The sequence below is a fragment of the Streptomyces spinoverrucosus genome (assembly GCF_006539505.1).
GTDB lineage: Bacteria > Actinomycetota > Actinomycetes > Streptomycetales > Streptomycetaceae > Streptomyces > Streptomyces spinoverrucosus.
In genome coordinates, this window is the sequence record NZ_BJND01000062.1 from 16,805 (window position 1) to 40,683 (window position 23,879).

At 71.3% G+C, this 23,879-nt stretch carries 19 protein-coding genes and 1 riboswitch; of the genes, 7 read left to right on the forward strand and 12 right to left on the reverse strand.

The genetic code is table 11. From position 1 onward, the window contains the following. Positions 1-48: 48 nt before the first annotated feature. On the forward strand, positions 49-1,284 hold the full coding sequence (locus tag SSP24_RS33150; protein ID WP_141313674.1) for a cytochrome P450: 1,236 nt from the start codon (positions 49-51) through the stop codon (positions 1,282-1,284). Positions 1,285-1,377: 93 nt separating this feature from the next. On the opposite strand, the gene SSP24_RS33155 is transcribed toward SSP24_RS33150, so the two are convergent. The 6 genes from SSP24_RS33155 to SSP24_RS33180 form a co-directional block, all read right to left on the reverse strand. Further along, positions 1,378-1,794 carry an aggregation-promoting factor C-terminal-like domain-containing protein gene (locus SSP24_RS33155; protein WP_141313675.1) on the reverse strand — a complete coding sequence of 139 codons (417 nt, stop codon included), beginning with the start codon at positions 1,792-1,794 and terminating at the stop codon, positions 1,378-1,380. Positions 1,795-2,053: 259 nt separating this feature from the next. Beyond that, on the reverse strand, positions 2,054-2,950 hold the full coding sequence (locus SSP24_RS33160; RefSeq protein ID WP_141313676.1) for an ECF transporter S component: 897 nt from the start codon (positions 2,948-2,950) through the stop codon (positions 2,054-2,056). Further along, on the reverse strand, positions 2,947-4,665 hold the full coding sequence (locus SSP24_RS33165) for an ABC transporter ATP-binding protein (protein ID WP_141313677.1): 1,719 nt from the start codon (positions 4,663-4,665) through the stop codon (positions 2,947-2,949). Before SSP24_RS33165 ends, SSP24_RS33160 begins: the two co-directional genes overlap by 4 nt. Next, positions 4,662-5,825, reverse strand: a complete 1,164-nt coding sequence (locus tag SSP24_RS33170; RefSeq protein WP_141313678.1) for an energy-coupling factor transporter transmembrane component T — start codon at positions 5,823-5,825, stop codon at positions 4,662-4,664. Before SSP24_RS33170 ends, SSP24_RS33165 begins: the two co-directional genes overlap by 4 nt. After that, complete coding sequence (locus tag SSP24_RS33175) at positions 5,818-6,453, reverse strand: SCO2322 family protein (protein ID WP_141313679.1); 636 nt, start codon at positions 6,451-6,453, stop codon at positions 5,818-5,820. Before SSP24_RS33175 ends, SSP24_RS33170 begins: the two co-directional genes overlap by 8 nt. Positions 6,454-6,455: 2 nt before the next feature. Then, complete coding sequence (locus SSP24_RS33180) at positions 6,456-7,703, reverse strand: SCO2321 family membrane protein (RefSeq protein ID WP_141313680.1); 1,248 nt, start codon at positions 7,701-7,703, stop codon at positions 6,456-6,458. Between the two features lie 132 nt (positions 7,704-7,835). After that, a riboswitch (cobalamin riboswitch) is annotated at positions 7,836-7,936 on the reverse strand. A 153-nt stretch (positions 7,937-8,089) separates the two neighbouring features. Here SSP24_RS33180 and SSP24_RS33185 point away from each other — a divergent pair. Further along, positions 8,090-11,464, forward strand: coding sequence for a pyruvate carboxylase (locus SSP24_RS33185; RefSeq protein WP_141313681.1), 3,375 nt, complete (start codon positions 8,090-8,092; stop codon positions 11,462-11,464). Between the two features lie 11 nt (positions 11,465-11,475). On the opposite strand, the gene SSP24_RS33190 is transcribed toward SSP24_RS33185, so the two are convergent. The 4 genes from SSP24_RS33190 to SSP24_RS33205 form a co-directional block, all read right to left on the reverse strand. Then, positions 11,476-14,241, reverse strand: coding sequence for a SpoIIE family protein phosphatase (locus SSP24_RS33190; protein ID WP_141313682.1), 2,766 nt, complete (start codon positions 14,239-14,241; stop codon positions 11,476-11,478). Positions 14,242-14,360: 119 nt separating this feature from the next. Next, positions 14,361-15,041, reverse strand: a complete 681-nt coding sequence (locus tag SSP24_RS33195) for a hypothetical protein (RefSeq protein WP_141313683.1) — start codon at positions 15,039-15,041, stop codon at positions 14,361-14,363. Positions 15,042-15,051: 10 nt separating this feature from the next. Next, positions 15,052-15,699, reverse strand: a complete 648-nt coding sequence (locus tag SSP24_RS33200; RefSeq protein WP_229865161.1) for a GNAT family N-acetyltransferase — start codon at positions 15,697-15,699, stop codon at positions 15,052-15,054. Between the two features lie 77 nt (positions 15,700-15,776). After that, the gene (locus SSP24_RS33205; protein ID WP_141313685.1) at positions 15,777-16,826 is read right to left on the reverse strand and encodes a Strvi_7410 family MBL fold metallo-hydrolase; all 1,050 of its coding nucleotides are present in this window, start codon (positions 16,824-16,826) and stop codon (positions 15,777-15,779) included. A gap of 107 nt (positions 16,827-16,933) precedes the next feature. Between SSP24_RS33205 and SSP24_RS33210 the strand changes: the two genes are divergently transcribed. Together SSP24_RS33210 and SSP24_RS33215 are read left to right on the forward strand one after the other, a co-directional pair. Then, positions 16,934-18,391, forward strand: a complete 1,458-nt coding sequence (locus SSP24_RS33210; protein WP_141313686.1) for an aldehyde dehydrogenase — start codon at positions 16,934-16,936, stop codon at positions 18,389-18,391. A gap of 6 nt (positions 18,392-18,397) precedes the next feature. Then, positions 18,398-18,631, forward strand: coding sequence for a ferredoxin (locus SSP24_RS33215; RefSeq protein ID WP_141313687.1), 234 nt, complete (start codon positions 18,398-18,400; stop codon positions 18,629-18,631). Positions 18,632-18,685: 54 nt separating this feature from the next. Here SSP24_RS33215 and SSP24_RS33220 read toward each other — a convergent pair whose 3' ends face one another. Then, positions 18,686-19,006, reverse strand: coding sequence for a GYD domain-containing protein (locus tag SSP24_RS33220; protein ID WP_141313688.1), 321 nt, complete (start codon positions 19,004-19,006; stop codon positions 18,686-18,688). A 382-nt stretch (positions 19,007-19,388) separates the two neighbouring features. Continuing rightward, the gene (locus tag SSP24_RS33225) at positions 19,389-20,030 is read right to left on the reverse strand and encodes a TetR family transcriptional regulator (protein WP_141313689.1); all 642 of its coding nucleotides are present in this window, start codon (positions 20,028-20,030) and stop codon (positions 19,389-19,391) included. A gap of 231 nt (positions 20,031-20,261) precedes the next feature. Here SSP24_RS33225 and SSP24_RS33230 point away from each other — a divergent pair, with 231 nt between their 5' ends. From SSP24_RS33230 to SSP24_RS33240, 3 genes are read left to right on the forward strand one after another with little or no spacing between them, the layout of a single operon-like run. Beyond that, complete coding sequence (locus tag SSP24_RS33230; protein ID WP_167529769.1) at positions 20,262-22,004, forward strand: glycosyltransferase family 4 protein; 1,743 nt, start codon at positions 20,262-20,264, stop codon at positions 22,002-22,004. Continuing rightward, positions 21,998-22,744 carry a class I SAM-dependent methyltransferase gene (locus SSP24_RS33235; protein WP_141313706.1) on the forward strand — a complete coding sequence of 249 codons (747 nt, stop codon included), beginning with the start codon at positions 21,998-22,000 and terminating at the stop codon, positions 22,742-22,744. Before SSP24_RS33230 ends, SSP24_RS33235 begins: the two co-directional genes overlap by 7 nt. Then, entirely contained in the window at positions 22,741-23,811 is a 1,071-nt protein-coding gene (locus tag SSP24_RS33240; protein WP_141313690.1) for a prenyltransferase/squalene oxidase repeat-containing protein, read from the forward strand. Before SSP24_RS33235 ends, SSP24_RS33240 begins: the two co-directional genes overlap by 4 nt. Positions 23,812-23,879: the final 68 nt, after the last annotated feature.

Here is a 23,879-nt window from a genome sequence, read left to right on the forward strand (position 1 = left end):
TTACGTTCACGGCACTTCCTGATGGGTCGTCAGATGGCTGGAGCCGCCATGCCCTGTCCAGCGCTTCCCGACGGGTTCGACTTCACCGACCCCGATCTGCTGCACCACCGTGTGCCCCTGCCGGAGTTCGCCGAACTGCGCCGCGTCGAGCCGGTCACCTGGATCGCCCAGCCCGCGGGCCTGGCCGGATTCCAGGACGAGGGCTACTGGGCCGTCACGCGGCACGCCGACGTCAAGTACGTCTCGACCCACCCCGAGCTCTACTCCTCGTACCTCAATACCGCGATCATCCGCTTCAACGAGCACATCGAGCGGGACGCGATCGACGCGCAGCGGTTGATCCTGCTGAACATGGATCCGCCGGAGCACACCCGGGTGCGGCAGATCGTGCAGCGCGGGTTCACGCCCCGGGCGATCCGGGCGCTGGAGGAGCGGCTGCGGGCGCGGGCGCACGCCATAGTCGAGAGCGCCCGCGCGCACTCCGGTCCGTTCGACTTCGTCACGGAGGTCGCGTGCGAGCTGCCGCTCCAGGCGATCGCCGAGCTGATCGGCGTACCGCAGGACGACCGGGCGAAGCTCTTCGACTGGTCGAACAAGATGATCGCGTACGACGATCCCGAGTACGCCATCACGGAGGAGGTCGGCAAGGAGTCGGCCACCGAGCTGATCGCGTACGCCATGAACATGGCCGCCGACCGCAAGCAGTGCCCGGCGCACGACATCGTCACCACGCTGGTGGCAGCGGAGGACGAGGGCAATCTCGGGTCGGACGAGTTCGGGTTCTTCGTGCTGATGCTGGCGGTGGCGGGCAATGAGACGACCCGCAACGCCATCACGCACGGCATGCACGCCTTCCTCACGCATCCCGAGCAGTGGGACCTCTACAAGCGGGAGCGGCCGTCGACGGCGGCGGAGGAGATCGTGCGCTGGGCGACGCCGGTGGTGTCCTTTCAGCGGACGGCCACCCAGGACACGGAACTGGGCGGCAAACAAATCCGGAAGGGCGACCGGGTCGGCCTCTTCTACTCCTCGGCGAACCACGACCCCGAGGTGTTCGACACCCCGGACGCTTTCGACATCACCCGCGACCCCAACCCCCACCTCGGCTTCGGCGGAGGCGGCCCCCACTTCTGCCTCGGCAAGTCTCTGGCGGTCCTGGAGATAGACCTCATCTTCAACGCGATCGCAGACGCGATGCCGGAGCTTCGGCTGGAGGGGGATCCGCGGAGGCTGCGGTCGGCTTGGATCAACGGGGTGAAGGAGCTGCGGGTCAGGGCGGAGTGAGTGCGTACGCAGAAGGCGGCGGCCCCGGGGATCGGGGGCCGCCGCCGTCTTGGGGGCTGGTTTTCAGCACCAGCCGAGGCTGTGGGTGTCGGCTCAGTACCAGCCGTTGGCCTGCCAGAAGTTCCAGGCGCCGACCGGGCTGCCGTAGCGGGACTTCATGTAGTCCAGGCCCCACTTGATCTGGGTCTGGGCGTTGGTCTTCCAGTCGGAGCCGGCGGTGGCCATCTTGTTGCCGGGCAGGGCCTGGACCAGGCCGTAGGCGCCGGAGGACGGGTTCGTGGCGTCGATGTCCCAGCCGCTCTCGTGCTGGACGATCTTGCTGAAGGCGTTGTACTGGGCGGCGTCCGGGATCATCTTCTTGGCGATCGCCTGGGCCTGGGAGGGGGAAGCGCCCGACGCGGCGTGGGCCGGGGCGGCGGACAGCGCCATACCGGCGGTGGCGGCGGCGACGGCGATACCGGTGAGGGCCTTCTTCGGGGTGGCGATGCGGCGGAGGATGGAGACGGACACGAGCGAACCTTTTCGTCGGGGACGGGGGGTCGCGGCAGGCCGTAACCACGTGGTGTGCGGCGGTGGCATGCGTTGGCGCCGCGGCCCTGTGGGCTCTCGGCGCCTTGCGACGTCATCCAGAGAAGCAGCCGACCGAAGTGTCCGCAATGACCCCTTTTACTAGTTGTGGTCGCATCCGGGGTGTAGGTCCCCTGTGTGATCTGGCTCTCAATGCGCAGGTCAGAGGGCCTGATGCTGCGTGCATGACAGGGTTTCGGATCTACGAATGCGGGTCGTAGGTGATGTGCGTCATGTGGGGTGCTTCACCGTCGGGGTGACCGTCCGCGTGCGAGCTCTCACCCGCTGGTGAACGAGTGGGCGGGGCGAATGTGACCGGCGTCTCGAAGGCGGCGCGGCGAGTGGCTCGGCGGAGGGCCTTCAGGACCGCCGGGCCGAGGGTGACCGTGAGGACGACCGTCACGATCGCGCGACCCAGGTCCCAGCCGAGGGACGTGGCCAGGCAGTACGCCAGGAAACGGGCCAGGTTGGCGGGGACCGGTGCGTTCGGGTCGAAGGCGATGTTCGAGGCCAGCGCGCTCATGAAGGGCCAGCCCGCCAGGTTCATGATCGTGCCGTAGGCGAAGGCCGCTAGGAAGCCGTACGCCGCCAGGAGGAGCAGTTCGGTACGACCGCGGAGGCGGTCCCCAGCCGGGAGCAGGCCCGCCGCCATCGTGAACCAGCCCATCGCCAGCATCTGGAACGGCATCCACGGACCGACACCGCCCGTGAGCAGTGCCGACGCGAACATCGTGATCGCGCCGAGTACGAAGCCGAAGCCGGGGCCGAGGACGCGGCCGCTCAGCACCATCAGGAAGAACATCGGCTCGATGCCCGCCGTACCGGCACCGATCGGCCGCAGTGCCGCACCCGTCGCGGCCAGCACACCGAGCATGGCCACGGCCTTCGGGCCGAGACCCGACTCGGAGATCGTCGCCGCCACCACTGCTATGAGGAGGACCAGCAGGCCTGCGAAGAGCCAGGGGGCGTCCTGGGCGTGGGCCGCGACCTGGGAGGTGGGCGGGGCCAGGAAGGGCCAGAAGAACGCCGCCGCGCCGACTGCGGTGGTGAAGGTGAGGGCGGCGAGGGAACGGGGGCCCAGGTGGACGGGGCCCCTCATGACAGGGCCTTTCGGACCTGGGCGACCGTGAGCCACTGCTGGGGGGCGAGGATTTTCGTGACCTGCGGGGCGAAGGACGGGGACGAGACCACCACGTCCGCCGTCGGGCCGTCGGCGATCACCTCGCCCTCTGCCAGCAGGATCACCCGGTGGGCCAGTTCGGCGGCCAGTTCCACGTCGTGGGTGGCGAGGACGATCGCGTGGCCCTCGGCGGCCAGCTCGCGCAGGAGCGTGACCAGGCGGGACTTGGCCGCGTAGTCCAGGCCACGGGTCGGTTCGTCGAGGAGGAGGAGTGGTGGGCGGGCGGTGAGGACGACCGCGAGGGCGAGCGTGAGGCGCTGGCCCTCGGAGAGGTCGCGGGGGTGCGTGTCGTCGGTGATACCGGGGAGCAGTTCGGAGACCAGCGCACGGCAGGTGCCGGGGGCGGCGCCCGCGTCGGCGTCGGCGGCCGTGCACTCGGCGGCGACCGTGTCGGCGTAGAGGAGGTCGCGTGGTTCCTGGGGGACGAGGCCTACGCGGCGTACGAGGTCGGGGGGTGGCGTGCGATGTGGGGTCGCGTCGCCTACGCGGACGCTTCCGGAGGTCGGCTGGACCAGGCCGACGAGGGTGGAGAGGAGGGTGGACTTTCCGGCGCCGTTGCGGCCCATGAGGGCGATGGTTTCGCCGGGGGTGATGGAGAGGTTGATGTGGCGGAGGGCTTGGATGCGGCCGCGGGTGACGGTGAGGGCTTGTATTTCGGCCGCACAGGGGGGCTTTGAGGTGGTGTGGGTGCGTTTGCGGCTGAACCATCGGCGGTGAGTGGCGCCCAATAGCTCGGGGGGTGTTGATTGTTGGCGGGTGCGGGTTTGCTGTGGCTGGTCGCGCAGTTCCCCGCGCCCCTGGGCGGCGATGTCGTGCCGTTCCTTGAGTCGTTCCCGGAGTTCTGCCGCGCGTCGCCGTGCGTCCCTGACTGTCAGCGGTAGGGGGGTCCAGGCCGCCAGGCGGCCCAAGGCCACGACCGGGGGGTACACCGGGGACACGGCCATCACCTCCGCCGGGGTGCCGAGTATCGGGGGTGCGCCAGGGGTCGGGAGGAGGGCGATCCGGTCGGCGTACTGGATGACTCGTTCCAGGCGGTGTTCGGCCATCAGGATCGTCGTACCGAGGTCGTGGACGAGGCGCTGGAGGACGGCGAGGACCTCTTCCGCGGCGGCCGGGTCCAGGGCGGAGGTCGGTTCGTCGAGGACGAGCACGCTGGGGTGCGGGGTGAGGACCGAGCCGATCGCGACGCGCTGCTGCTGGCCGCCGGAGAGGGTGGCGATGGGGCGGTGGCGCAGGTCGGCGAGGCCGAGCAGGTCGAGGGTCTCCTCGACACGGCGGCGCATCACGTCCGGGGCGAGGCCCAACGACTCCATGCCGTAGGCGAGTTCGTCCTCGACGGTGTCCGTGACGAAGTGGGAGAGGGGGTCCTGGCCGACCGTGCCCACGACGTCGGCGAGTTCGCGCGGCTTGTGGGTGCGGGTGTCGCGGCCGGCGACCGTGACGCGGCCGCGCAGGGTGCCGCCGGTGAAGTGCGGGACCAGGCCGCTGACCGCGCCGAGCAGGGTGGACTTGCCGACGCCGGACGGGCCGACGAGGAGGACGAGTTCGCCTTCCGGGACCTCGAAGTCGACGCCCTGGATGGTGGGTTCGGCTGCCCCGTCGTAGATCACGGAGACGTCCTCGAAGCGGATCATGACGGTTCCTTGGGTGGTGCGGTGAGGAACGCCGGGAGCAGGCCGAGGAGTACGGCTGCCGCGGGCCAGAGGGGGAGGGTGGGGGCGACCAGGGGGATCACGCCGGGGTGCAGGGCGGTGGGGTCGGTGGAGGCGGCGAGGGTGAGGAGCGCGGCTACCGCGGCGCCGGACGCGGCGATCAGGCAGGAACGGGGGTTCCAGGTGTCGGGGCGGTAGCGGGTGCGGGGGGTGCGGCGGCCGCCCAGCCAGAGGCCCGCGAGGGCGGCGGCGAGGCCTGCGAGGAGGACGGGGAGGCCGTAGGTGCCGCCTTCGGCGGTGAGCAGGCCGTACGTTCCGGCGCAGACGCCGAGCAGGCCGGTGAGCGTGAGCGCGGCTGTCGTACGGCGGACCGCGCGCGGGACCTGGGCGGTACGGCCGTAGCCGCGGGCGTCCATGGCGGCGGCGAGGGCGACGGAGCGTTCGAGGGCGCCTTCGAGGACGGGGAGGCCTACCTGGAACAGGCCTCGTATGCCTCTGTCCGGGCGGCCGCGCAGGCGGCGGGCGGCGCGGAGGCGTTGGGCGTCGGCGATCAGGTGCGGGGCGAAGGTGAGGGCGACGACTACTGCCACGCCGGTCTCGTAGAGGGCGCCGGGGAGGGACTTGAGGAGGCGGGTGGGGCTGGCGAGGGCGTTGGCGGCGCCTACGCAGATCAGGAGCGTGGCCAGTTTCAGGCCGTCGTAGAGGGCGAAGACGAGGGTCTCGGCGGTGACCTTGCCGCCCAGGCGGATGCCCTGGGCCCAGTCGGGGAGGGGGACTTCGGGGAGGGTGAGGAGGGTGTGGGTGCCGGGGAGGGGGGAGCCGAGGGTGATGGCGAAGAGGAGGCGGATGAGGAGGACGGCGAGGGCGAGTTTGACGAAGGCGCCGTAGGAGCGGGACCACGGCGTGGCTGGGCGGCGGGTTGCCACGACGTACGCCGAGACCGTGATGAGGAGGGTGAGGAGGAGGGGGTTGGTGGTGCGGGTGGCTGCGGTGCCGAGGGCTAGGGACCAGAGCCACCAGGCGCCGGGGTGTGTCTGTGCGCGGAGTTGTGCGCGGTGGTGCGCGCCGTCGTTCGTCTGCGGGCCGTGGGGGGCTGGTCGCGCAGTTCCCCGCGCCCCTTTAGGGCGATGCTGCTCAGCCACGTCGATGGCGCCGGGTCTGCCATACAGCCGCAGCGCCCAGTACGGCGATCGCTGCGATGCCCGCCCAGACGCTCGCCGTCGGTCCCGAGTCGGACGTGTCGTCCTTGCTCGGCGTGGACTGCTTGCTGTCCGTCACCTGCTCGCCGCACCCCTTCTCCGGATACCCCCCGATCGCGCACAGCAGCGCGTTCGTGTTGTAGCGGAGGGGCTTGGCCACGGCCGCCAGGGCCTCGGCCGTCGTCGCGTCGGGGGAGAGCTGGGCGCAGGCCGTGCGGGCGGGCGGTGGGGTTTCGCCGGAGGGGGCGTCCGACGTCGTACCGAAGTCGATGACCAGGGCCACCCGCTTAGTTCCGTCCCGCGCCGGGGTGTCGGCGCAGATCGTCGCGAAGTCGGCCGTGCCGCGCGGCTGGGACGCGTCCGCGGAGTCCTCGCTGACCGCGAAGCGGAAACCCTGGACGTCGCCGTCGGCGGGGCGGGTGGTGGCGGGGCCCTGGGTGGCGTACGTCCACGCCTCGCCGTTGCGCTCCCAGAACGACCAGTAGCGGTAGCCGGCGGCCTGCGCCTGGCCGGTGTTCAGCAGGAGGAACAGCGCGGCCAGGAGCAGGGCGGCGATACGGCGGAACCTCACGGCTACTGCCTCTTGTTGCGGTTGCTGAGCAGGAAGCCGATGCCGATGCCGACGACGAGGAAGACGCCGACGTACCACCACACGCCGAAGGTCAGGCCCTCGTCCTCGTCGTCCTTGTCCGCGGCCTTCGCCACGGCCCGGTCCTGGACATGGAGCTGCGGGGTCGGGCCGGTCGCGTTGAGCTGGGCCACCAGGTCGGTGCCGCCGAAGTCCTTCGGGTCGGCGCCGGCCGCGTGGGCGGCGAGGATCAGCTGGGCGTAGGCGGCGGGGCCGCTCTGCCTGGCCCAGTTGGCGGAGTTCTGTTCCAGCCAGGTCAGCGGCTTGGCGGCCTGCGCGGCGCCACCCTGCGCGGCCAACGCGACCACGGCGTCGGCGGTGTTGCCGTAGTCGGGCTGGTCCTCGGCGCCGGGGAGGGCGGAAGTGAGGTGGCCGTCCTTGGCGAGGGTCTTGGTGAGGTAGGCGGCGCCATTGGCGGCGGCCTGCTCGGGGGTCTTGGCGTCGGCGCAGGTGGGCTCCGCCTTCCGGCCCGCCTTCTGGCCTGCCTCCCTGCCCGCCTCGGCCGCGAGGCCCTTGCCCAGCGCGCCCAGGACGGCCGCCGCGGTCGCGTCCGCGTTGGCCGCCAACGTGCCCTTCTTGTCGGGCTGGTAGGCGAAGGCGCCGCCGTCCTTCTCGTCGCACGGGATGGCCAGCTTCAGCAGGGCGTCGTAAGGAGACTTGCCGTCCTTGACGACGGCGTCCGGCTTCTCGCCCGCCGCGGTGAGGGCACCGATGACGACGGCGGTGGAGTTGGCGTCGCTGGGGCCGCCGGGGGTGTAGCCCCAGCCGCCGTCCTTGTTCTGCACGGACTTCAGCCAGTCGACCGCCTTGCCGGTGGCGGCTTCGTAGTCGCCGACCGCGGCGAGGGCCTGGACGGCGGCGGCCGTGCTGTTGGTGTCGACCACGGTCTTGGCGTCGCAGTCCTTGGCGGGCTCGGCCCGGTAGGCGGCGAAGCCGCCGTTGTCGCACTGCTGCCGGGCCAGCCAGTCCGTGGCCTTCCAGGCGGGCGTGAGGCCCATCGTGTCCTGGGCGAGCAGGGCCAGCGACTGCCGCCACACGCCGTCGTAGGTCGGGTCGGACGTGCCGAACAGGCCGGAGGGCAGGGCCACCGACGGCGACGGGGACGGGTCGGCGGCCTGCGCGAGGGGGGTCGCGGCGGTGCCGAGCACGACGGCGGCGGCCAGGGCCGCGGCGGTGCGGCGGACGACGTTCATGATCGGCGGGTGCCTCTCCCTGCGGGGAGCCGGGCAGCACGGGGCACCCCCGGGCGGCTCGGCTCCGTATACCTCGACGGTGCCGCACACCGGCCGGTTGCCGGTGCACGTGAGCCGGTCACGTTCCGTGCGGGGCATTCCGGCTCACAGCTCGGGCTGCGCACAGCTTCTGCTGCTCACAGCTACGGCTGCTCACGGTTGCGGGTCAGCGCCGGATTTGCACCGGCTTCCCCCCGTACGGGTGTGATGACGACGCCGCCACTCTACCGGGCCGTAATGGAACGCCCTGCGGGGGCCCACAACCGCGAGTGGCCCGGCTCACATGGCGTGGCAGGCCCGCCCCCGACACCATGGTGCTCACTGCCGGCAGGCTGAAGGGGGCACGAATGTTCCGCAAGGTGCTGGTCGCCAACCGCGGAGAGATCGCGATCCGCGCGTTCCGGGCGGGTTATGAACTGGGCGCGCGTACCGTCGCCGTCTTCCCCCACGAGGACCGCAACTCGCTGCACCGCCTGAAGGCCGACGAGGCCTACGAGATCGGGGAGCCGGGGCACCCGGTGCGCGCCTATCTCTCCGTGGACGAAATCGTCCGCGCGGCCCGCCGCGCGGGTGCGGACGCCGTGTACCCGGGGTACGGCTTCCTGTCCGAGAACCCCGAACTGGCGCGGGCGTGCGAAGAGGCGGGCATCACCTTCGTCGGGCCGAGCGCCGACATCCTGGAGCTGACCGGCAACAAGGCGCGCGCCGTGGCCGCCGCCCGCGAGGCCGGCGTCCCGGTCCTCGGCTCCTCGGCGCCCTCCACCGACGTGGAGGAGTTGGTCCGGTCCGCCGATGACATCGGCTTCCCCCTGTTCGTCAAGGCCGTCGCGGGCGGTGGTGGGCGCGGTATGCGCCGCGTCGAGGATCCCGCCCAGCTGCGGGAGGCCATTGAGGCCGCATCCCGGGAGGCGGCGTCCGCGTTCGGTGACCCCACGGTCTTCCTGGAGAAGGCCGTCGTCGAACCCCGCCACATCGAGGTGCAGATCCTCGCCGACGGGCACGGCGACGTCATCCACCTCTTCGAGCGCGACTGTTCGGTGCAGCGCCGCCACCAGAAGGTGATCGAACTCGCGCCCGCGCCGAACCTCGACCCGGCGCTGCGCGAGCGGATCTGCGCCGACGCCGTGCGGTTCGCCCGGCAGATCGGCTACCGCAACGCCGGCACCGTGGAGTTCCTCCTCGACCGCGGCGGAAACCACGTCTTCATCGAGATGAACCCGCGCATCCAGGTCGAGCACACGGTCACCGAAGAGGTGACCGACGTCGACCTCGTGCAGGCGCAGCTGCGCATCGCCGCCGGCGAGACCCTCGCCGACCTGCGACTCGACCAGGAATCCGTCACGTTGCGGGGCGCGGCCCTGCAATGCCGTATCACCACGGAGGACCCGGCCAACGGCTTCCGCCCGGACACCGGCAGGATCAGCGCCTACCGCTCGCCCGGAGGCTCGGGCATCCGCCTCGACGGCGGAACCACCCACGCCGGTACGGAGATCAGCGCACACTTCGACTCCATGCTGGTCAAACTGACCTGCCGGGGCCGGGACTTCAGCACCGCCGTGGGCCGCGCCCGGCGTGCCGTGGCCGAGTTCCGCATCCGCGGCGTGGCCACGAACATCCCGTTCCTGCAAGCGGTGCTGGACGACCCGGACTTCCAGGCCGGCCGGGTCACCACCTCGTTCATCGAGCAGCGCCCGCACCTGCTCACCGCACGCCACTCCGCCGACCGCGGCACCAAGCTCCTGACCTACCTCGCAGACGTCACCGTGAACAAGCCCCACGGCGAGCGGCCCGACCTGATCGACCCGCTGACCAAGCTGCCGCCGCTGCCGGACGGTGAGCCACCGGCCGGCTCCCGGCAATGGCTCGCCGAACTCGGCCCGGAGGGCTTCGCCCGCCGGCTGCGCGCGTCACCGACCATCGGCGTCACCGACACCACCTTCCGCGACGCCCACCAGTCGCTGCTCGCCACCCGGGTCCGCACCAAGGACATGCTCGCCGTCGCTCCGGTGGTGGCGCGTACCCTGCCCGAGCTGCTGTCGCTGGAGTGCTGGGGCGGTGCCACCTACGACGTCGCCCTGCGCTTCCTCGCGGAGGACCCCTGGGAACGCCTGGCCGCCCTGCGGGAAGCCGTGCCGAACCTGTGCCTGCAGATGCTGCTGCGCGGGCGCAACACCGTCGGCTACACGCCGTATCCGACCGAGGTCACCGACGCGTTCGTGCAGGAGGCCGCGGCCACCGGCATCGACATCTTCCGCATCTTCGACGCCCTGAACGACGTCGAGCAGATGCGCCCCGCCATCGACGCCGTACGACTGACCGGAACTGCTGTGGCGGAGGTGGCGCTGTGCTACACCTCCGACCTGTCCGATCCCTCCGAGCGGCTCTACACCCTGGACTACTACCTGCGACTGGCCGAACAGATCGTGGCCGCGGGCGCCCACGTTCTGGCCGTCAAGGACATGGCGGGCCTGCTGCGGGCACCGGCCGCGGCGAAACTCGTCTCGGCCCTGCGCCGGGAGTTCGACCTGCCGGTCCACGTCCACACGCACGACACCGCCGGTGGCCAGCTCGCCACCTACCTGGCCGCGATCCAGGCGGGCGCGGACGCGGTGGACGGAGCAGTGGCGTCCATGGCGGGCACCACCTCGCAGCCGTCCCTGTCGGCGATCGTGGCCGCGACCGACCACTCCGACCGGCCCACCGGCCTGGACCTGAGGGCCGTCGGCGACCTGGAGCCGTACTGGGAGAGCGTCCGCAAGGTCTACGCACCCTTCGAGGCGGGTCTGGCCTCGCCGACCGGCCGCGTCTACCACCACGAGATCCCCGGCGGGCAGCTGTCCAACCTGCGCACCCAGGCGATCGCGCTGGGCCTCGGCGACCGCTTCGAGGAGATCGAGGCGATGTACGCCGCGGCGGACCGGATGCTGGGCCGCCTGGTGAAGGTGACCCCCTCGTCGAAGGTGGTCGGAGACCTGGCGCTGCACCTGGTGGGTGCCGGAGTGTCCCCGGGGGACTTCGAGGCGGCCCCGGACCGGTTCGACATCCCCGACTCGGTCATCGGCTTCCTGCGCGGCGAGCTGGGCACACCGCCCGGCGGCTGGCCCGAGCCGTTCCGCAGCAAGGCGCTGCGGGGCCGCGCCGAGCCCAAGCCCCTACAGGAACTGACCGACGACGACCGTACGGGGCTCGCGAAGGACCGGCGGGCGACGCTCAACCGACTGCTGTTCCCCGGACCGACGCGCGAGTTCGACACCCACCGCCACACGTTCGGCGACACCAGCGTGCTGGACAGCAAGGCCTTCTTCTACGGGCTGCGGCCCGGCAAGGAGTACGGCGTCGACCTCGAACCCGGAGTGCGTCTGCTCATCGAGCTGCAGGCCATCGGTGACGCGGACGAACGCGGCATGCGCACGGTGATGTCGTCGCTGAACGGTCAGTTGCGGCCGATCCAGATCCGCGACAGGGCAGCGGCCTCCGACGTCCCGGTCACCGAGAAGGCGGACCGGGCCAACCCCGGCCATGTCGCGGCGCCGTTCGGCGGCGTGGTGACCCTCGCGGTCGCCGAGGGCGACGAGGTGGCGGCCGGCGCGACGGTGGCCACCATCGAGGCGATGAAGATGGAAGCCGCGATCACCGCTCCGAAGTCCGGCACGGTGGCCCGGCTGGCCATCAACCGAATCCAGCAGGTCGAGGGCGGTGATCTCCTCGTGGAACTCGCCTGAGCCGCCGACGTTCACGAAGCGCTCTGTACGTTCGCCTCCTGCACGCTGCGGTCCGGTCGCCGCTGCATGGGCGGCGCGGCTCGGTGCGCCGGTGGCGCGTCATGCGCCGGCAGGGCCTGCTCGGCCCAGATGACCTTGCCCTGCGGGGTGTACCGAGTACCCCAGTGGTCCGCCACCTGGGAGACCAGGAACAGTCCCCGGCCGCCCTCCTCCGTCGTGGTGGCGTACTGCAGGTGCGGCGAGGTGCTGGTGCCGTCGGACACCTCGCAGATCAGGGTGCGGTCGCGCAGGAGCCGTACGTGGATCGGGGGCGAGCCGTGGCGGATGGCGTTGGTGACCAGCTCGCTGAGCACGAGTTCCGTTCCGAAGGAGAGCTCGGACAGGTCCCACTCGTCCAGCTTCCGCGCCACGGCGGCGCGCATTCCGGCGACGGCGGCGGGGTCACAGGGCACGTCCCAGTCGGCGACCCGGTCGGCCGGCGTGGCCAGGGTACGGGCGATGAGCACTGCGACGTCGTCCCTGGGCCGCCCGTGGAGGAGCTCCTCCACCACAGCCTGGCAGTGTTCGTCGGGCGAGCGGTCGGGGTGACGGGCGAGGGCCTCGCGCAGCATGTCCATGCCGACGCCCAGATCCCGCGAGCGGTCCTCGATGAGCCCGTCCGTGTAGAAGACGATCTGGGTGCCCTCCGCCAGCTCGAGTGCGACGGCCTGGTACGGCATGCCTCCGAGGCCCAGCGGCAGGCCCGCCGGCACGTCGGCGAACGTGACGTCGCCGTCGGGACCCACCAGGGCGGGGGCCAGGTGCCCGGCCCGTGCCATCGCGCAGCGGCGCTCGACCGGGTCGTAGACGGCGTAAAGGCAGGTGGCACCGATGACGCCGGAGTCCCGGTCCGCATCGGACTCGTCCTGGTCGATACGGCTGACGAGCTCGTCGAGACGGCTGAGCAGTTCGTCGGGCGGCAGGTCGAGGGTGGAGAAGTTGTGTACGGCGGTGCGCAGTCGGCCCATGGTGGCCGCCGCGTGCAGACCGTGGCCGACGACGTCGCCGACCACCAGCGCCACCCGGCCGCCGGGCAGGGGGATGACGTCGAACCAGTCGCCGCTCACACCCGACTGTGCGGGCAGGTAGCGGAAGGCGACGTCGAGCGCGCTCTGCTCGGGCAGTGCGCGCGGCAGCAGGCTGCGCTGGAGGGCGACGGCGAGGGTGTGCTCGCGGGTGAAGCGGCGGGCATTGTCGATGCTGAGCGCGGCGCGGGCGACCAGCTCCTCGGCCAGGGACAGCTCCTCCTCGTCGAAGGGCTCCGGTTTGCGGCAGCGCCAGAAGGCGGCCACCCCGAGCATGATGCCGCGGGCCTGGATCGGGACGGAGATCATGGAGTGGATGCCACGGGCCTCGATCGTCCTCATCTGCTCGGCGTCCTGCAGACGGAGTCCCGTCGCGGTGGCCAGATCCGGCACGAGCTCCGAACGACCCGTGCCCATGCCCCGGGCGTGCGGTGTGGAGGGGACGAAGTCGATCAGGCTGCCGACCTCGGAGAAGGGATGGTCCTCCCGGATGCCCTTGACGGCGGTACGGCGCATTCCCGTCCCGGTGCCGGTCGGCTCCTCGCCCTGCAGCACTTCGTCGACCAGGTCCACGGTCACGAAGTCGGCGAAGCGGGGAACGGCGATGTGGGCCAGTTCCTCGGCCGTACGCGTCACATCGAGGCTGTCGCCGATGCCCAGACCGGCGTCGTAGAGAAGTTTCAGGCGCTCGCGGGCCATCTCGGCCCGGCCGGAGAGTGCACGCAACTCGGTGGAGTCGCGCAGGACGACCACCGTGCCGTCGGAGCAGCCACCGCGGCGTGCCGTGGGCCGCTGGGTGACCGCGAGCAGGCGCTCCCCGGCGAGGTGCACTTCGCCGCTGGCCCTGCGCCCGGAGGTCAGCAGTTTCCGGATGCCCGGGGGGAGGCCGGGCAGCTCCGCCACCAGGCTGCCCTCGGCGTCCGGGGGCAGGGCGAGCAGCCGTGCGGCCTCGTCGTTCGCCAGGAGCAGTCGGCCGTCCGCGCTGACGATGAGCAGACCTTCGCGCACGGAGTGCAGCACCGCGTCGTGGTGCTCGTACATCCGCGTCATCGCGCCGGGATCCAGGTTGTGGGTCTGCCGCCGCAGTCGCCTGTTGAGCAGCGCCGCTCCGGCCGTGACCAGCAGCAGTGCGACCCCTCCGGCGCCCAGGATGAGTGGCAGCTGTCGTTCCACCTGGCTGGTGACCGTCTTGACCTTCAGACCGGCGGAGACCAGCGCCACCACCTTGCCTTCGCCTCCCCTGACCGGGACGGTGGCCTGCACCTCGTGGCCGAGCGGCCCGTGCACGCTCTCGGTGTAGACCCGGCCGGCCAGCGACGGCTCGATCCGCCCCACGAAGCGCTTTCCGATCCGGTCCGGCTTGGGATGCGTGTACCGGATGCCATGGGTGTCCATGACGACGATGAAGTCGACGCCGGCGGACCGCCGGCCCGCCTCGGTGAGCGGCTGCAGCACCTTCGACGGCTGGGGGGCCCGCAGCGCGGACAGGATGCCCGGAGAGTGGGCGAAGGTCTCGGCAACGGCGATGGAGCGTCGCTTGGCCTCAGCGCTGCCGGCCATCCGTGCCTGGATCACCTGCGCCACCACGGCGCACGCCACGAGCAGCACCACCAGCGCCACCTGCAGGAAGAACACCTGCCCGGCGACGCTTCGCGGACTTCTTCTGATCAGAAGTCGCGAGGGTATGCCCCTAAAGCGACTGAAAACGTCCATTTGGCCCACATTCCTACATGAAGAATGGCCCCGTGGCTATACCCCCTCCTCACACGGAAGCCGGACATCGGCCCGACGGCATGCCCAGGGACGGTTCCAGTCCATGTGTTCGAGCGCGGTCAGTACACGTAGTCGCCCGCCCGCCACATGAGCCAGACCCCCACCCCCGTGAGGACCACCGCGATGCTCCAGCCCACCACCCCCGTCGACTCCAGCCCGAGCAGCTGGTGCGCGACCATCAGGTACGGCACGGTCAGCAAGAGCCAGCCTCCCAGCAGCGGGAAGAACCACGGCCCGAACAGGGCCAGCAAGGCCGCCCCTGCCAGCAGCCACGCGAGGACCAGCCAGCCGAGGGAGGCGAACTCGGAGGAGGTCAGATAGATCTCGGTGTGGCCCCGCGTCACCATCCGGACCACTTCTCCGTGCCAGATCCGCAGGTCCGCCCGGTCTCCGGGCCGCGCCGAGCGATAGGTGTCCTCGTCGACGTCCAGCCACTCCTCACGCTCATCCTCACGCTCACCGAAGCGGATCCGCACGCTGTAGTACGTGGTACAGCTCCGCAGCCCGTTGCTGTCCGTGGTGCACGACTCGCGCCAACTCCTGTCGACGACCTCGGCGACGGTCCGCGCGACGCAGTCTCCGGCCGTCTCCCAGTACGTTCCGGCGGGGCACAGGGCGGCTTTCCGGTACAGCCGGACAGCCTGCCCGTGGATGTCGACCCGGTCCGCGCACACGACAAGTCCCAGTACCGCGACCGCGAGCATCAGCAGCCGCAGAAACAGCTGAGTCCCCGTGGACATGCCGGGCTGCCTAGACGCGGGACTGGGCCACGCCCGCCGCACGGCAGCGGGCGACCGGGCCGGACCCGTGGCGGAACCATGTGGAGTCGATCTCCCGGCCGTCGCGCAGGGTGTGCGTGGGTGGTCCCTCGGCCGGGACGAAGCCCGCGCGGAGCAGGGCGCCCCGGCAGGCCGCGTTCGTCGCCTCGGTTCCGGCGTGGACGGTGTCCATGCCGAAGTGGCTGTGGCCGAGCAGGGCGCCCGCGGCGAACAGTTCCGCGCCGAGGCCCTGGCCGCGGCCGTGCGGTGCGAGCCAGCCGCCTGTCTGGCCGGTGGTGTGGTCGAGTTGGAGGGCAGCGGCGTAGCGGCCGTTGTCGCGGCGTACGCCGACCAGGAGTTCGGCTGCCTCGGTGCCGGGCTCGAAGGCCACGAGCAGCTCCCGGCGGATCTTGCGGTCGTTGTCGCCGGGGCGCATCCGCAGCAGGGTCTCGCGGAGCCGGGCGTCGGCCACGACCTCCTCGCCGCGCATCCCGAGCCACCGCTGGGCCTCGGCGTCCGACCCGGCCGCGATCGCCGCGAGCAGGTCCAGCTGCGTCTCCGGGGTGTAGAGCAGCAGCCGTTCGGTGTGCACCGTGTGCCGACCGAGCGCGCAGGGCCCCGGCACGGGGAGCAACGTCACGGCCCTCCGACGACGCAGCGGCGCCCACACCATACGAACCCCCCGCGGCGAGAAACGAAGCCGACTCACTGAGTGATTCAGACTGCCACGTACCGCACGGGACCGCTCCCGGGCACCGCCTCCGCCCGGCCCAGTTTCACCAGGCGGCGCAGATGGGCCTCCGCCTCCGACACGGCGATGTTGCGGGACCCGTACGGGATTTGGGCCCACGGGCGGTTCCAGTCCATGCGTTCGGCGAGTTGCCAGGGGGTGAGGGGTTCGGTCAGGAGCCGGGACAGGCCGGTGAGGCGGGACTCGTGGTGGGTGAGCAACTGCCGTACGCGGGCGGGGGCGTCGGTGAAGGGGTGCTGGTGGGCCGGGAGGATTTCGGCGGGCGCGAGGTGGGCGATGCGTTCCAGGGAGGCGAGGTAGTCGCCGAGCGGGTCGGTGACCGTCGTGTCGTCCGGGTCCTCGTACAGGCCGATGTGCGGGGTGATCTCGGGCAGGACGTGATCGCCGGAGAACAGGCGGCCGTGGCCGGGGAGTTGGGAGGGGTGCTGCTCCTCCAGGTGCAGGCAGACGTGGCCCGGCGTGTGCCCCGGCGTCCAGATCGCGCGCAGGCGGCGGCCGGGGAGGTCGAGGAGTTCGCCGGGGATGATCTCGCGGTCGGGGAGGGCGGGGGAGAGGCCGGGAAGGGGGCCGCGGGCGGTGCGCAGGGGCGCCACATGGGCCTCGGGGGCGCCGGCGGCGGTGAGTTTGTCCGCCATGTATGAGTACCAGTGCTCGGGACGGGCCTCACGCGTACGTCGTACCACCGCCGAGTCCGCCGCGTGCATCGCGATCCACGCACCCGACGCCTCCCGCACCCGGCCGGACAGGCCGTGGTGGTCGGGATGGTGGTGGGTGATGACCACACCATGGACCTCGGCGGCCGACGTCCCGCACGCCGCGAGCCCGGCGACGAGCGTGTCCCAGGACGCCGGATCGTCCCAGCCGGTGTCGATCAGTACCGGACCGGCGTCGGTGTCGACGACGTAGACGAGGGTGTGGCCGAGGGGGTTGTCCGGGATGGGGACCTGGACGGACCGTACGCCGCCGCCGTGGTCGTAGACCGGTGTCCTGGATCCCTCGGCCCGGCTGCTGCTCATCCGCATCTGCCCTCCACCCCAAGCCCCCACGACCCCATCGCCATTGCCCACTATAACTAGAACTGGTATCAGTTCTGAAACACCGTCAGGCCGGGAGGGCAGTCGCCATGACCGAGCTCGTGGAACACGGACAGCTGTTCATCGGCGGGGAGTTGACCGACCCCCTGGGCAAGGACGTCATCGAGGTGGTCTCGCCGCACACCGAGGAGGTCATCGGGCGCGTGCCGCACGCGTCCGCGCAGGACGTGGACCGGGCGGTCGCGGTCGCCCGTCGGGCGTTCGACGAGGGGCCCTGGCCGCGGATGTCCCTCGACGAGCGGATCGAGGTCGTCGGGCGGATCAAGGACGGGATCGCCGCCCGGCACGAGGAGATCGCCCGGGTGATCTCGTCGGAGAACGGATCGCCGTACTCCTGGAGCGTCCTCGCGCAGGCGCTCGGCGCGATGATGGTCTGGGACGCGGCGATCAGGGTCGCGCGGGACTTCCGTTACGAGGAGCCGCGCGACGGCGTGCTCGGGCGGATCCTCGTGCGGCGCGAGCCGGTCGGGGTCGTCGCGGCCGTCGTGCCCTGGAACGTCCCGCAGTTCGTGGCCGCCGCCAAGCTCGCGCCCGCGCTGCTCACCGGCTGTTCGGTCGTGCTCAAGCCGTCGCCGGAATCGCCGCTGGACGCGTATCTGCTCGGCGAGATCGCGAGGGACGCCGGGCTGCCGGACGGCGTGCTGTCCATCCTGCCCGCCGACCGGGAGGTGAGTGAGTACCTCGTCGGGCACCCCGGCATCGACAAGGTGTCGTTCACCGGGTCGGTGGCGGCCGGGAAGCGCGTGATGGAGGTGGCGGCACGCCATCTCACCCGCGTCACGCTGGAGTTGGGCGGCAAGTCCGCAGCCGTCGTACTGCCGGACGCGGACGTGGAGACGTCCGTCGCCGGGATCGTGCCGGCGGCCTGGATGAACAACGGGCAGGCGTGCGTGGCGCAGACGCGGATTCTGCTGCCGCGCTCGCGCTACGAGGAGTTCGCGGAGGCGTTCGCGGCGGCCGCGAGCGCGCTCGTGGTCGGCGACCCGCTGGACCCGGCGACGCAGGTGGGGCCGCTGGTCGCGCAGCGGCAGCAGCGGCGCAACCTCGACTACATCCGCATCGGCCAGGAGGAGGGCGCGAAGATCCTCACGGGCGGCGGGCGCCCGGCGGGCCTGGAGCGCGGCTGGTACGTCGAACCGACCCTCTTCGGCGACGTCGACAACTCGATGCGGATCGCCCGCGAGGAAATCTTCGGCCCGGTGATCTGCCTGCTGCCGTACGGCGACGAGGCCGAGGCCGTGAAGATCGCCAACGACTCCGAGTACGGGCTGAGCGGCAGCGTGTGGACGGCCGACGTCGAGCGCGGCATCGAGGTGGCGCGGCAAGTCCGTACCGGTACGTACTCGGTGAACACCTTCAGCCTGGACATGCTGGGCCCGTTCGGCGGCTACAAGAACTCGGGTCTGGGGCGGGAGTTCGGCCCGGAGGGCTACGGCGAGTACCTGGAGCACAAGATGATCCATCTGCCCGCCGGTTGGGAGGGCTGAGGGGCCATGGGTGATCGCTGGCAGGTCCAGGTCGACCGCTCCCTGTGCATCGGCTCCGCCCAGTGCGTCCACCGGGCCCCGGACGCCTTCCACCTCGACACGGGCCGCCAGTCCCACCCCACCGAACCGGAGACGGACGCGGGCGAACGCATCCTGGCGGCCGCCGAGAACTGCCCCGTCGAGGCGATCACGGTCACGGTGCTGGGTAGCGGGGAGGCGGTGTTTCCGCCGGAGGAGTAGGTAGGAGGAGTAGGTAGTAGGTAGGGGCGGACGGGGCCCTGGGGGCGTGGCGGGTCAGGCTTCGGGGGGTCGGTAGTTCACCTTCTGCCGGGCCGCCTCGTCGATCTCGTCAGCCGTCAGCAGGACGACCGTACTCGTGCGGACGCCACCGGCCGCCGAGGTGACGAGACCCAGGGCCGCGGCGGAGGTGTTGCCCGGCAGTTCCGCCGTGATGAAGACGTCGTCGTCGCCGAAGGCCCAGTAGACCGATTCGAGCCGGCCCCCGATGTCCTGGACCGTCCGCTCGATGACCGCACGCCGTGCGGTGGCGCCTTCCTTGAGCAGGCCCTGAAGGCCGTTCACGGTCAGCCTGACCTTGAAGAGGTACATCGGCATCGGGACTCGCCTCCACACGTGTCACAAAAGGTGCTTTTCGTCTCTCATCCTCCTGCTGTTTCGCACGCTCGTCGCGGCGGCCGGTGTGGCTGCGGGGCCGCCGGGACATTTTGGTAAAAATCAGCGCCTAGGGGGTGTTCTTCACGGGCAGGTGTTCTAGTCTGATAACAGGCCTACGAGGCGAGTGAGGGAGTTCGACCGGAGTAGCCGACTCTGGCGAGAGGCTTCGGCTTCCGCTGGTGCCGACGTCGACGGTCGGGCTGAGAGGCCCGAAGGTTATAGGACCGAAAGGTCTTATGACTGGAAGGCGACCCCCAGCCACCTGATCCGGGCAATACCGGCGAAGGGAACCCGTCTCGTAGGTCGCTTCTGTGTGTCCGGGTCACTTATGTGCGTCGGGCGCCGTCAGGTCGATCAACCGGCACACCGTCTCGATGTCGATCTTGACCTGGGCGATGGAGGCGCGGCCCGAGAGCCAGGTGATCAGCGCCGAGTGCCAGGTGTGCTCGATGACGCGGACGGCGGAGAGCTGGGCGGGCGTGGGGTCGTCCAGGCCCATGGCGTCCAGGATGATCGCCGTGGTCTGCCGGGAGACCTGGTCCACCTCGGGGCTCACGCTGCGGTCCGCGAAGGTGAGGGCGCGGACCATCGCGTCGGCCAGGTGCGGCTCGCGCTGCAGGGCGCGGAAGGCGCGCATCAGCGTCTCGGCGACCCGCTCCGCCGACGTCTCGCCCGTCGGGGGCTTCTTGCGCAGTGTGCCGTGCATGTGCTCCAGCTGGTCCTGCATGGTGGCGACCAGTAGATGGATCTTGGACGGGAAGTAGCGGTAGAGGGTGCCGAGGGCGACCTGCGAGGACTCCGCGACCTCCCGCATCTGCACCGCGTCGAAACCGCCCCGGCTGGCCAGTTGCGCGCTCGCCCGCAGGATGCGGCGCCGGCGCGCCTCCTGCCGTTCGGTGAGGGGCGGCGTGGCGGGGGTGGCGGGTCGCGCGCTACTGGCTTCCGCCTTGGCTTCCGCTGGCATGAGGTCCCGTTTCGTGACAGTCCGTGAGGGCGTGCGATCAGACAGCATGGCAGGCCCGGGCCGCCGCCGCGTGCCCCGGCGTGCCGTGGCGTGAATCACCTGATCCACTGCTCACAGCGGGCCTACCTGCCGGTAGATTCAGAGCCTCTTGAACGATCAAGTCTGTAACTTGTTCTAGATTAGCGTCCCGGCGTAATGTCGCGGGACAGTGCAGGGAGAAGGGGGCCCAGAGTGACCGCTGAGGCCAGTCAGGCGGGCCCCCCGGCGGGACCCGCGGCCGACGGCTTGCGACCGCTCCGTATCGCGCTCCTCACGTACAAGGGAAACCCGTTCTGCGGCGGCCAGGGCGTCTACGTCCGGCACCTCTCCCGCGAACTCGCCCGTCTCGGCCACCACGTCGAGGTCATCGGCGCACAGCCCTATCCCGTCCTCGACGAGGGTTACGACGGCCTCAGCCTCACCGAACTGCCCAGCCTCGACCTGTACCGCCAGCCCGACCCCTTTCGCACGCCCGGGCGCGACGAGTACCGGGACTGGATCGACGCCCTCGAAGTCGCGACCATGTGGACCGGCGGCTTCCCCGAGCCGCTGACCTTCTCCCTGCGGGCGCGCCGCCATCTGCGCGCCCGACGCGGCGACTTCGACGTCGTGCACGACAACCAGACGCTCGGGTACGGGCTCTTGGGAGACGTCGGTGCGCCCCTGGTGACGACCATCCACCATCCCATCACCGTGGACCGGCAGTTGGAGCTGGACGCGGCGGAGGGCTGGCAGCGGCGGTTCTCCGTGAAGCGGTGGTACGGCTTCACGCGCATGCAGAAGCGGGTGGCGCGGCGCCTGCCGTCCGTGCTCACCGTCTCCGGTACGTCACGGCAGGAGATCGTCGACCATCTCGGCGTCCGCCCGGACCGCATCCACGTCGTGCACGTCGGCGCCGACACCGACCTGTTCTCGCCCGACCCGGCCGTGCCGCAGGTGCCGGGGCGAATCGTTACGACGTCCAGCGCGGACGTGCCGCTGAAGGGGCTGGTCTTCCTCGTCGAGGCGCTGGCGAAGGTGCGCACCGAGCATCCCGACGCCCACCTCGTCGTCGTGGGGAAGCGGCCCACGGAGGGGCCGGTGGCGCAGGCCGTGCAGCGGTACGGGCTCGAAGGCGCCGTCGAGTTCGTCAAGGGCATCTCCGACGCCGAGCTCGTCGACCTGGTGCGGTCGGCGCAGGTGGCGTGCGTGCCGTCGCTCTACGAGGGCTTCTCGCTGCCGGCGGCGGAGGCGATGGCCACGGGCACGCCGCTGGTCGCCACGACCGGCGGGGCGATTCCCGAAGTGGCCGGGCGGGACGGGGAGACCTGCCTCGCGGTGCCGCCGGGCGACGCGGGCGCGCTGGCCGCCGGGCTGGGCCGACTCCTGGGCGACGCGGATTTGCGCACCCGCCTCGGCACGGCCGGACGCGAGCGGGTCCTACGGCACTTCACCTGGGCACGCGCCGCGGAGGGCACGGCGGCGCGGTACCGGGAGGAGATCGCCCGGTCCGCGGGTCCGGAGCGACGGAGCGCTGCGGGTTCGGAGCAGCGTCGCGTGGCGGGCCCGGAACGACGCCGCCTTGCGGCCCGCCTCGACCGCCCCGCGCTCCAGACGCCCGGCCACTCCCCGGCCGCTCTGGACCAGGTGCCGAGCCCCGGCTCCGAGCGCTCCGCGGGTCCGCGGCCCGGCGTCGATCGCACTGTGGCCCTCAGCCGTCCCGCCCTCGACCGCCCCGCGGCCCCAAGTCTCGGCCCCCTTGCCGAAGAGGCGACAGCAGGCGGGGTCTCGCAAGCGGTCACGGTGAGCGGCAAGTCCAGCGGCTCCCCGGCGGAAGGCGCCACGGCCGGAGCCCCCGGCGGCGTATCCCCGAGCCCCACACCCACCCCCGCGCCCCCCGAAGCCACCCCCACCCGTACCACCGGCGTCTACCGCGAAAGCAGGACCACGTGCTGACCGTCGACTTCTCCCGGTTCCCGCTCGCCCCGGGCGACCGTGTGCTGGACCTCGGCTGTGGTGCCGGGCGGCACGCGTTCGAGTGTTACCGGCGGGGTGCGCAGGTCGTGGCGCTCGACCGGAACGGGGAGGAGATCCGCGAGGTCGCCACGTGGTTCGCGGCGATGAAGGAGGCGGGCGAGGCGCCCGAGGGCGCCACCGCGACCGCCATGGAGGGCGACGCCCTCGCGCTGCCCTTTCCCGACGAGTCCTTCGACGTCGTCATCATCTCCGAGGTGATGGAGCACATCCCGGACGACAAGGGCGTCCTCGCCGAGATGGTGCGGGTGCTGAAGCCGGGTGGGCGGATCGCGATCACGGTCCCGCGGTACGGGCCCGAGAAGGTCTGCTGGGCCCTCTCCGACGCCTACCACGAGGTCGAGGGCGGGCACATCCGCATCTACAAGGCCGACGAGCTGCTGGCGAAGATACGCGAGGCGGGGCTCAAGCCGTACGGCACGCACCACGCGCACGCCCTGCACTCCCCGTACTGGTGGCTGAAGTGCGCGTTCGGCGTCGACAACGACAAGGCGCTGCCGGTGCGGGCGTACCACAAGCTGCTCGTCTGGGACATCATGAAGAAGCCCCTCGCGACCCGCGTCGCCGAGCAGGCGCTGAACCCGCTGATCGGCAAGAGCTTCGTGGCGTACGCGACCAAGCCCCACCTCCCGCGCGTCGCCGAGGAGGCGGCCGTCAAGTGACCACTCCCCGGACAGAACACCTCGTCCTGCCCGGGGTCCTCACCGCCGAGCAGGCCGCCGCGACCGTCCGCGGGATCCTCGCCGTGCAGCGGGAGGACGGGGCGATACCGTGGTTCCGCGGGCACCACCTGGACCCCTGGGACCACGTCGAGGCCGCGATGGCGCTGGACGCGGCGGGCGAACACGAGGCCGCCGAGCGGGCGTACCTGTGGCTGGCGACCCATCAGAACCCCGACGGCTCCTGGTACGCGGCCTACGCCGACGGAGCGCACGACGACGTCACCGACCGGGGCTGCGAGACCAACTTCGTCGCCTACACGGCCGTAGGCGTCTGGCACCACTACCTCTCCACCGGCGACGACACCTTCCTCGACCGCATGTGGCCGGTCGTCCACGCGGCCATCGAGTGCGTGCTGCGGCTCCAGCAGCCCGGCGGGCAGATCGGCTGGAAGCAGCAGGAGGACGGCACGGCCGTCAGGGACGCGCTGCTCACCGGGTGCTCGTCCATCCACCACGCGCTGCGCTGCGCGCTCGCCATCGCCGAGCAGCGTGAAGAGGCGCAGCCGGACTGGGAGTTGGCGGTGGGCATGCTGCGGCATGCGATACGCCGGCACCCTGAGCGGTTCCTGGACAAGGACCGCTACTCGATGGACTGGTACTACCCCGTGCTGGGCGGCGCGCTGACCGGTGCGGAGGCCAAGGCGCGGGTGGAGGAGGGCTGGGACCGGTTCGTCGTTCCCGGCCTCGGGGTGCGGTGCGTGGTCCCCAACCCGTGGGTAACCGGTGGGGAATCGGCCGAACTCGCCCTGGCGCTGTGGGCGATGGGCGAGTCCGACCGTGCGCTGGACATCCTGCAGTCGATCCAGCACCTGCGCGATCCGGCGACCGGCCTGTACTGGACGGGCTACGTGTTCGAGGACGACGCGATCTGGCCACGTGAGCTGACCACCTGGACGGCGGGCTCGCTGCTGCTCGCGGTCGCCGCGCTGGGGGGCCATGAGGCGACCTGCGCGGTGTTCGGCGGCGATCGCCTGCCGACGGGGCTGGACCCGGACTGCTGCGCCTGAGAACTCGGGTGGGTTCTGTTGTATGGCGGGTGCGGGTGCGGGTTCGGTTGTGGCTGGTCGCGCAGTTC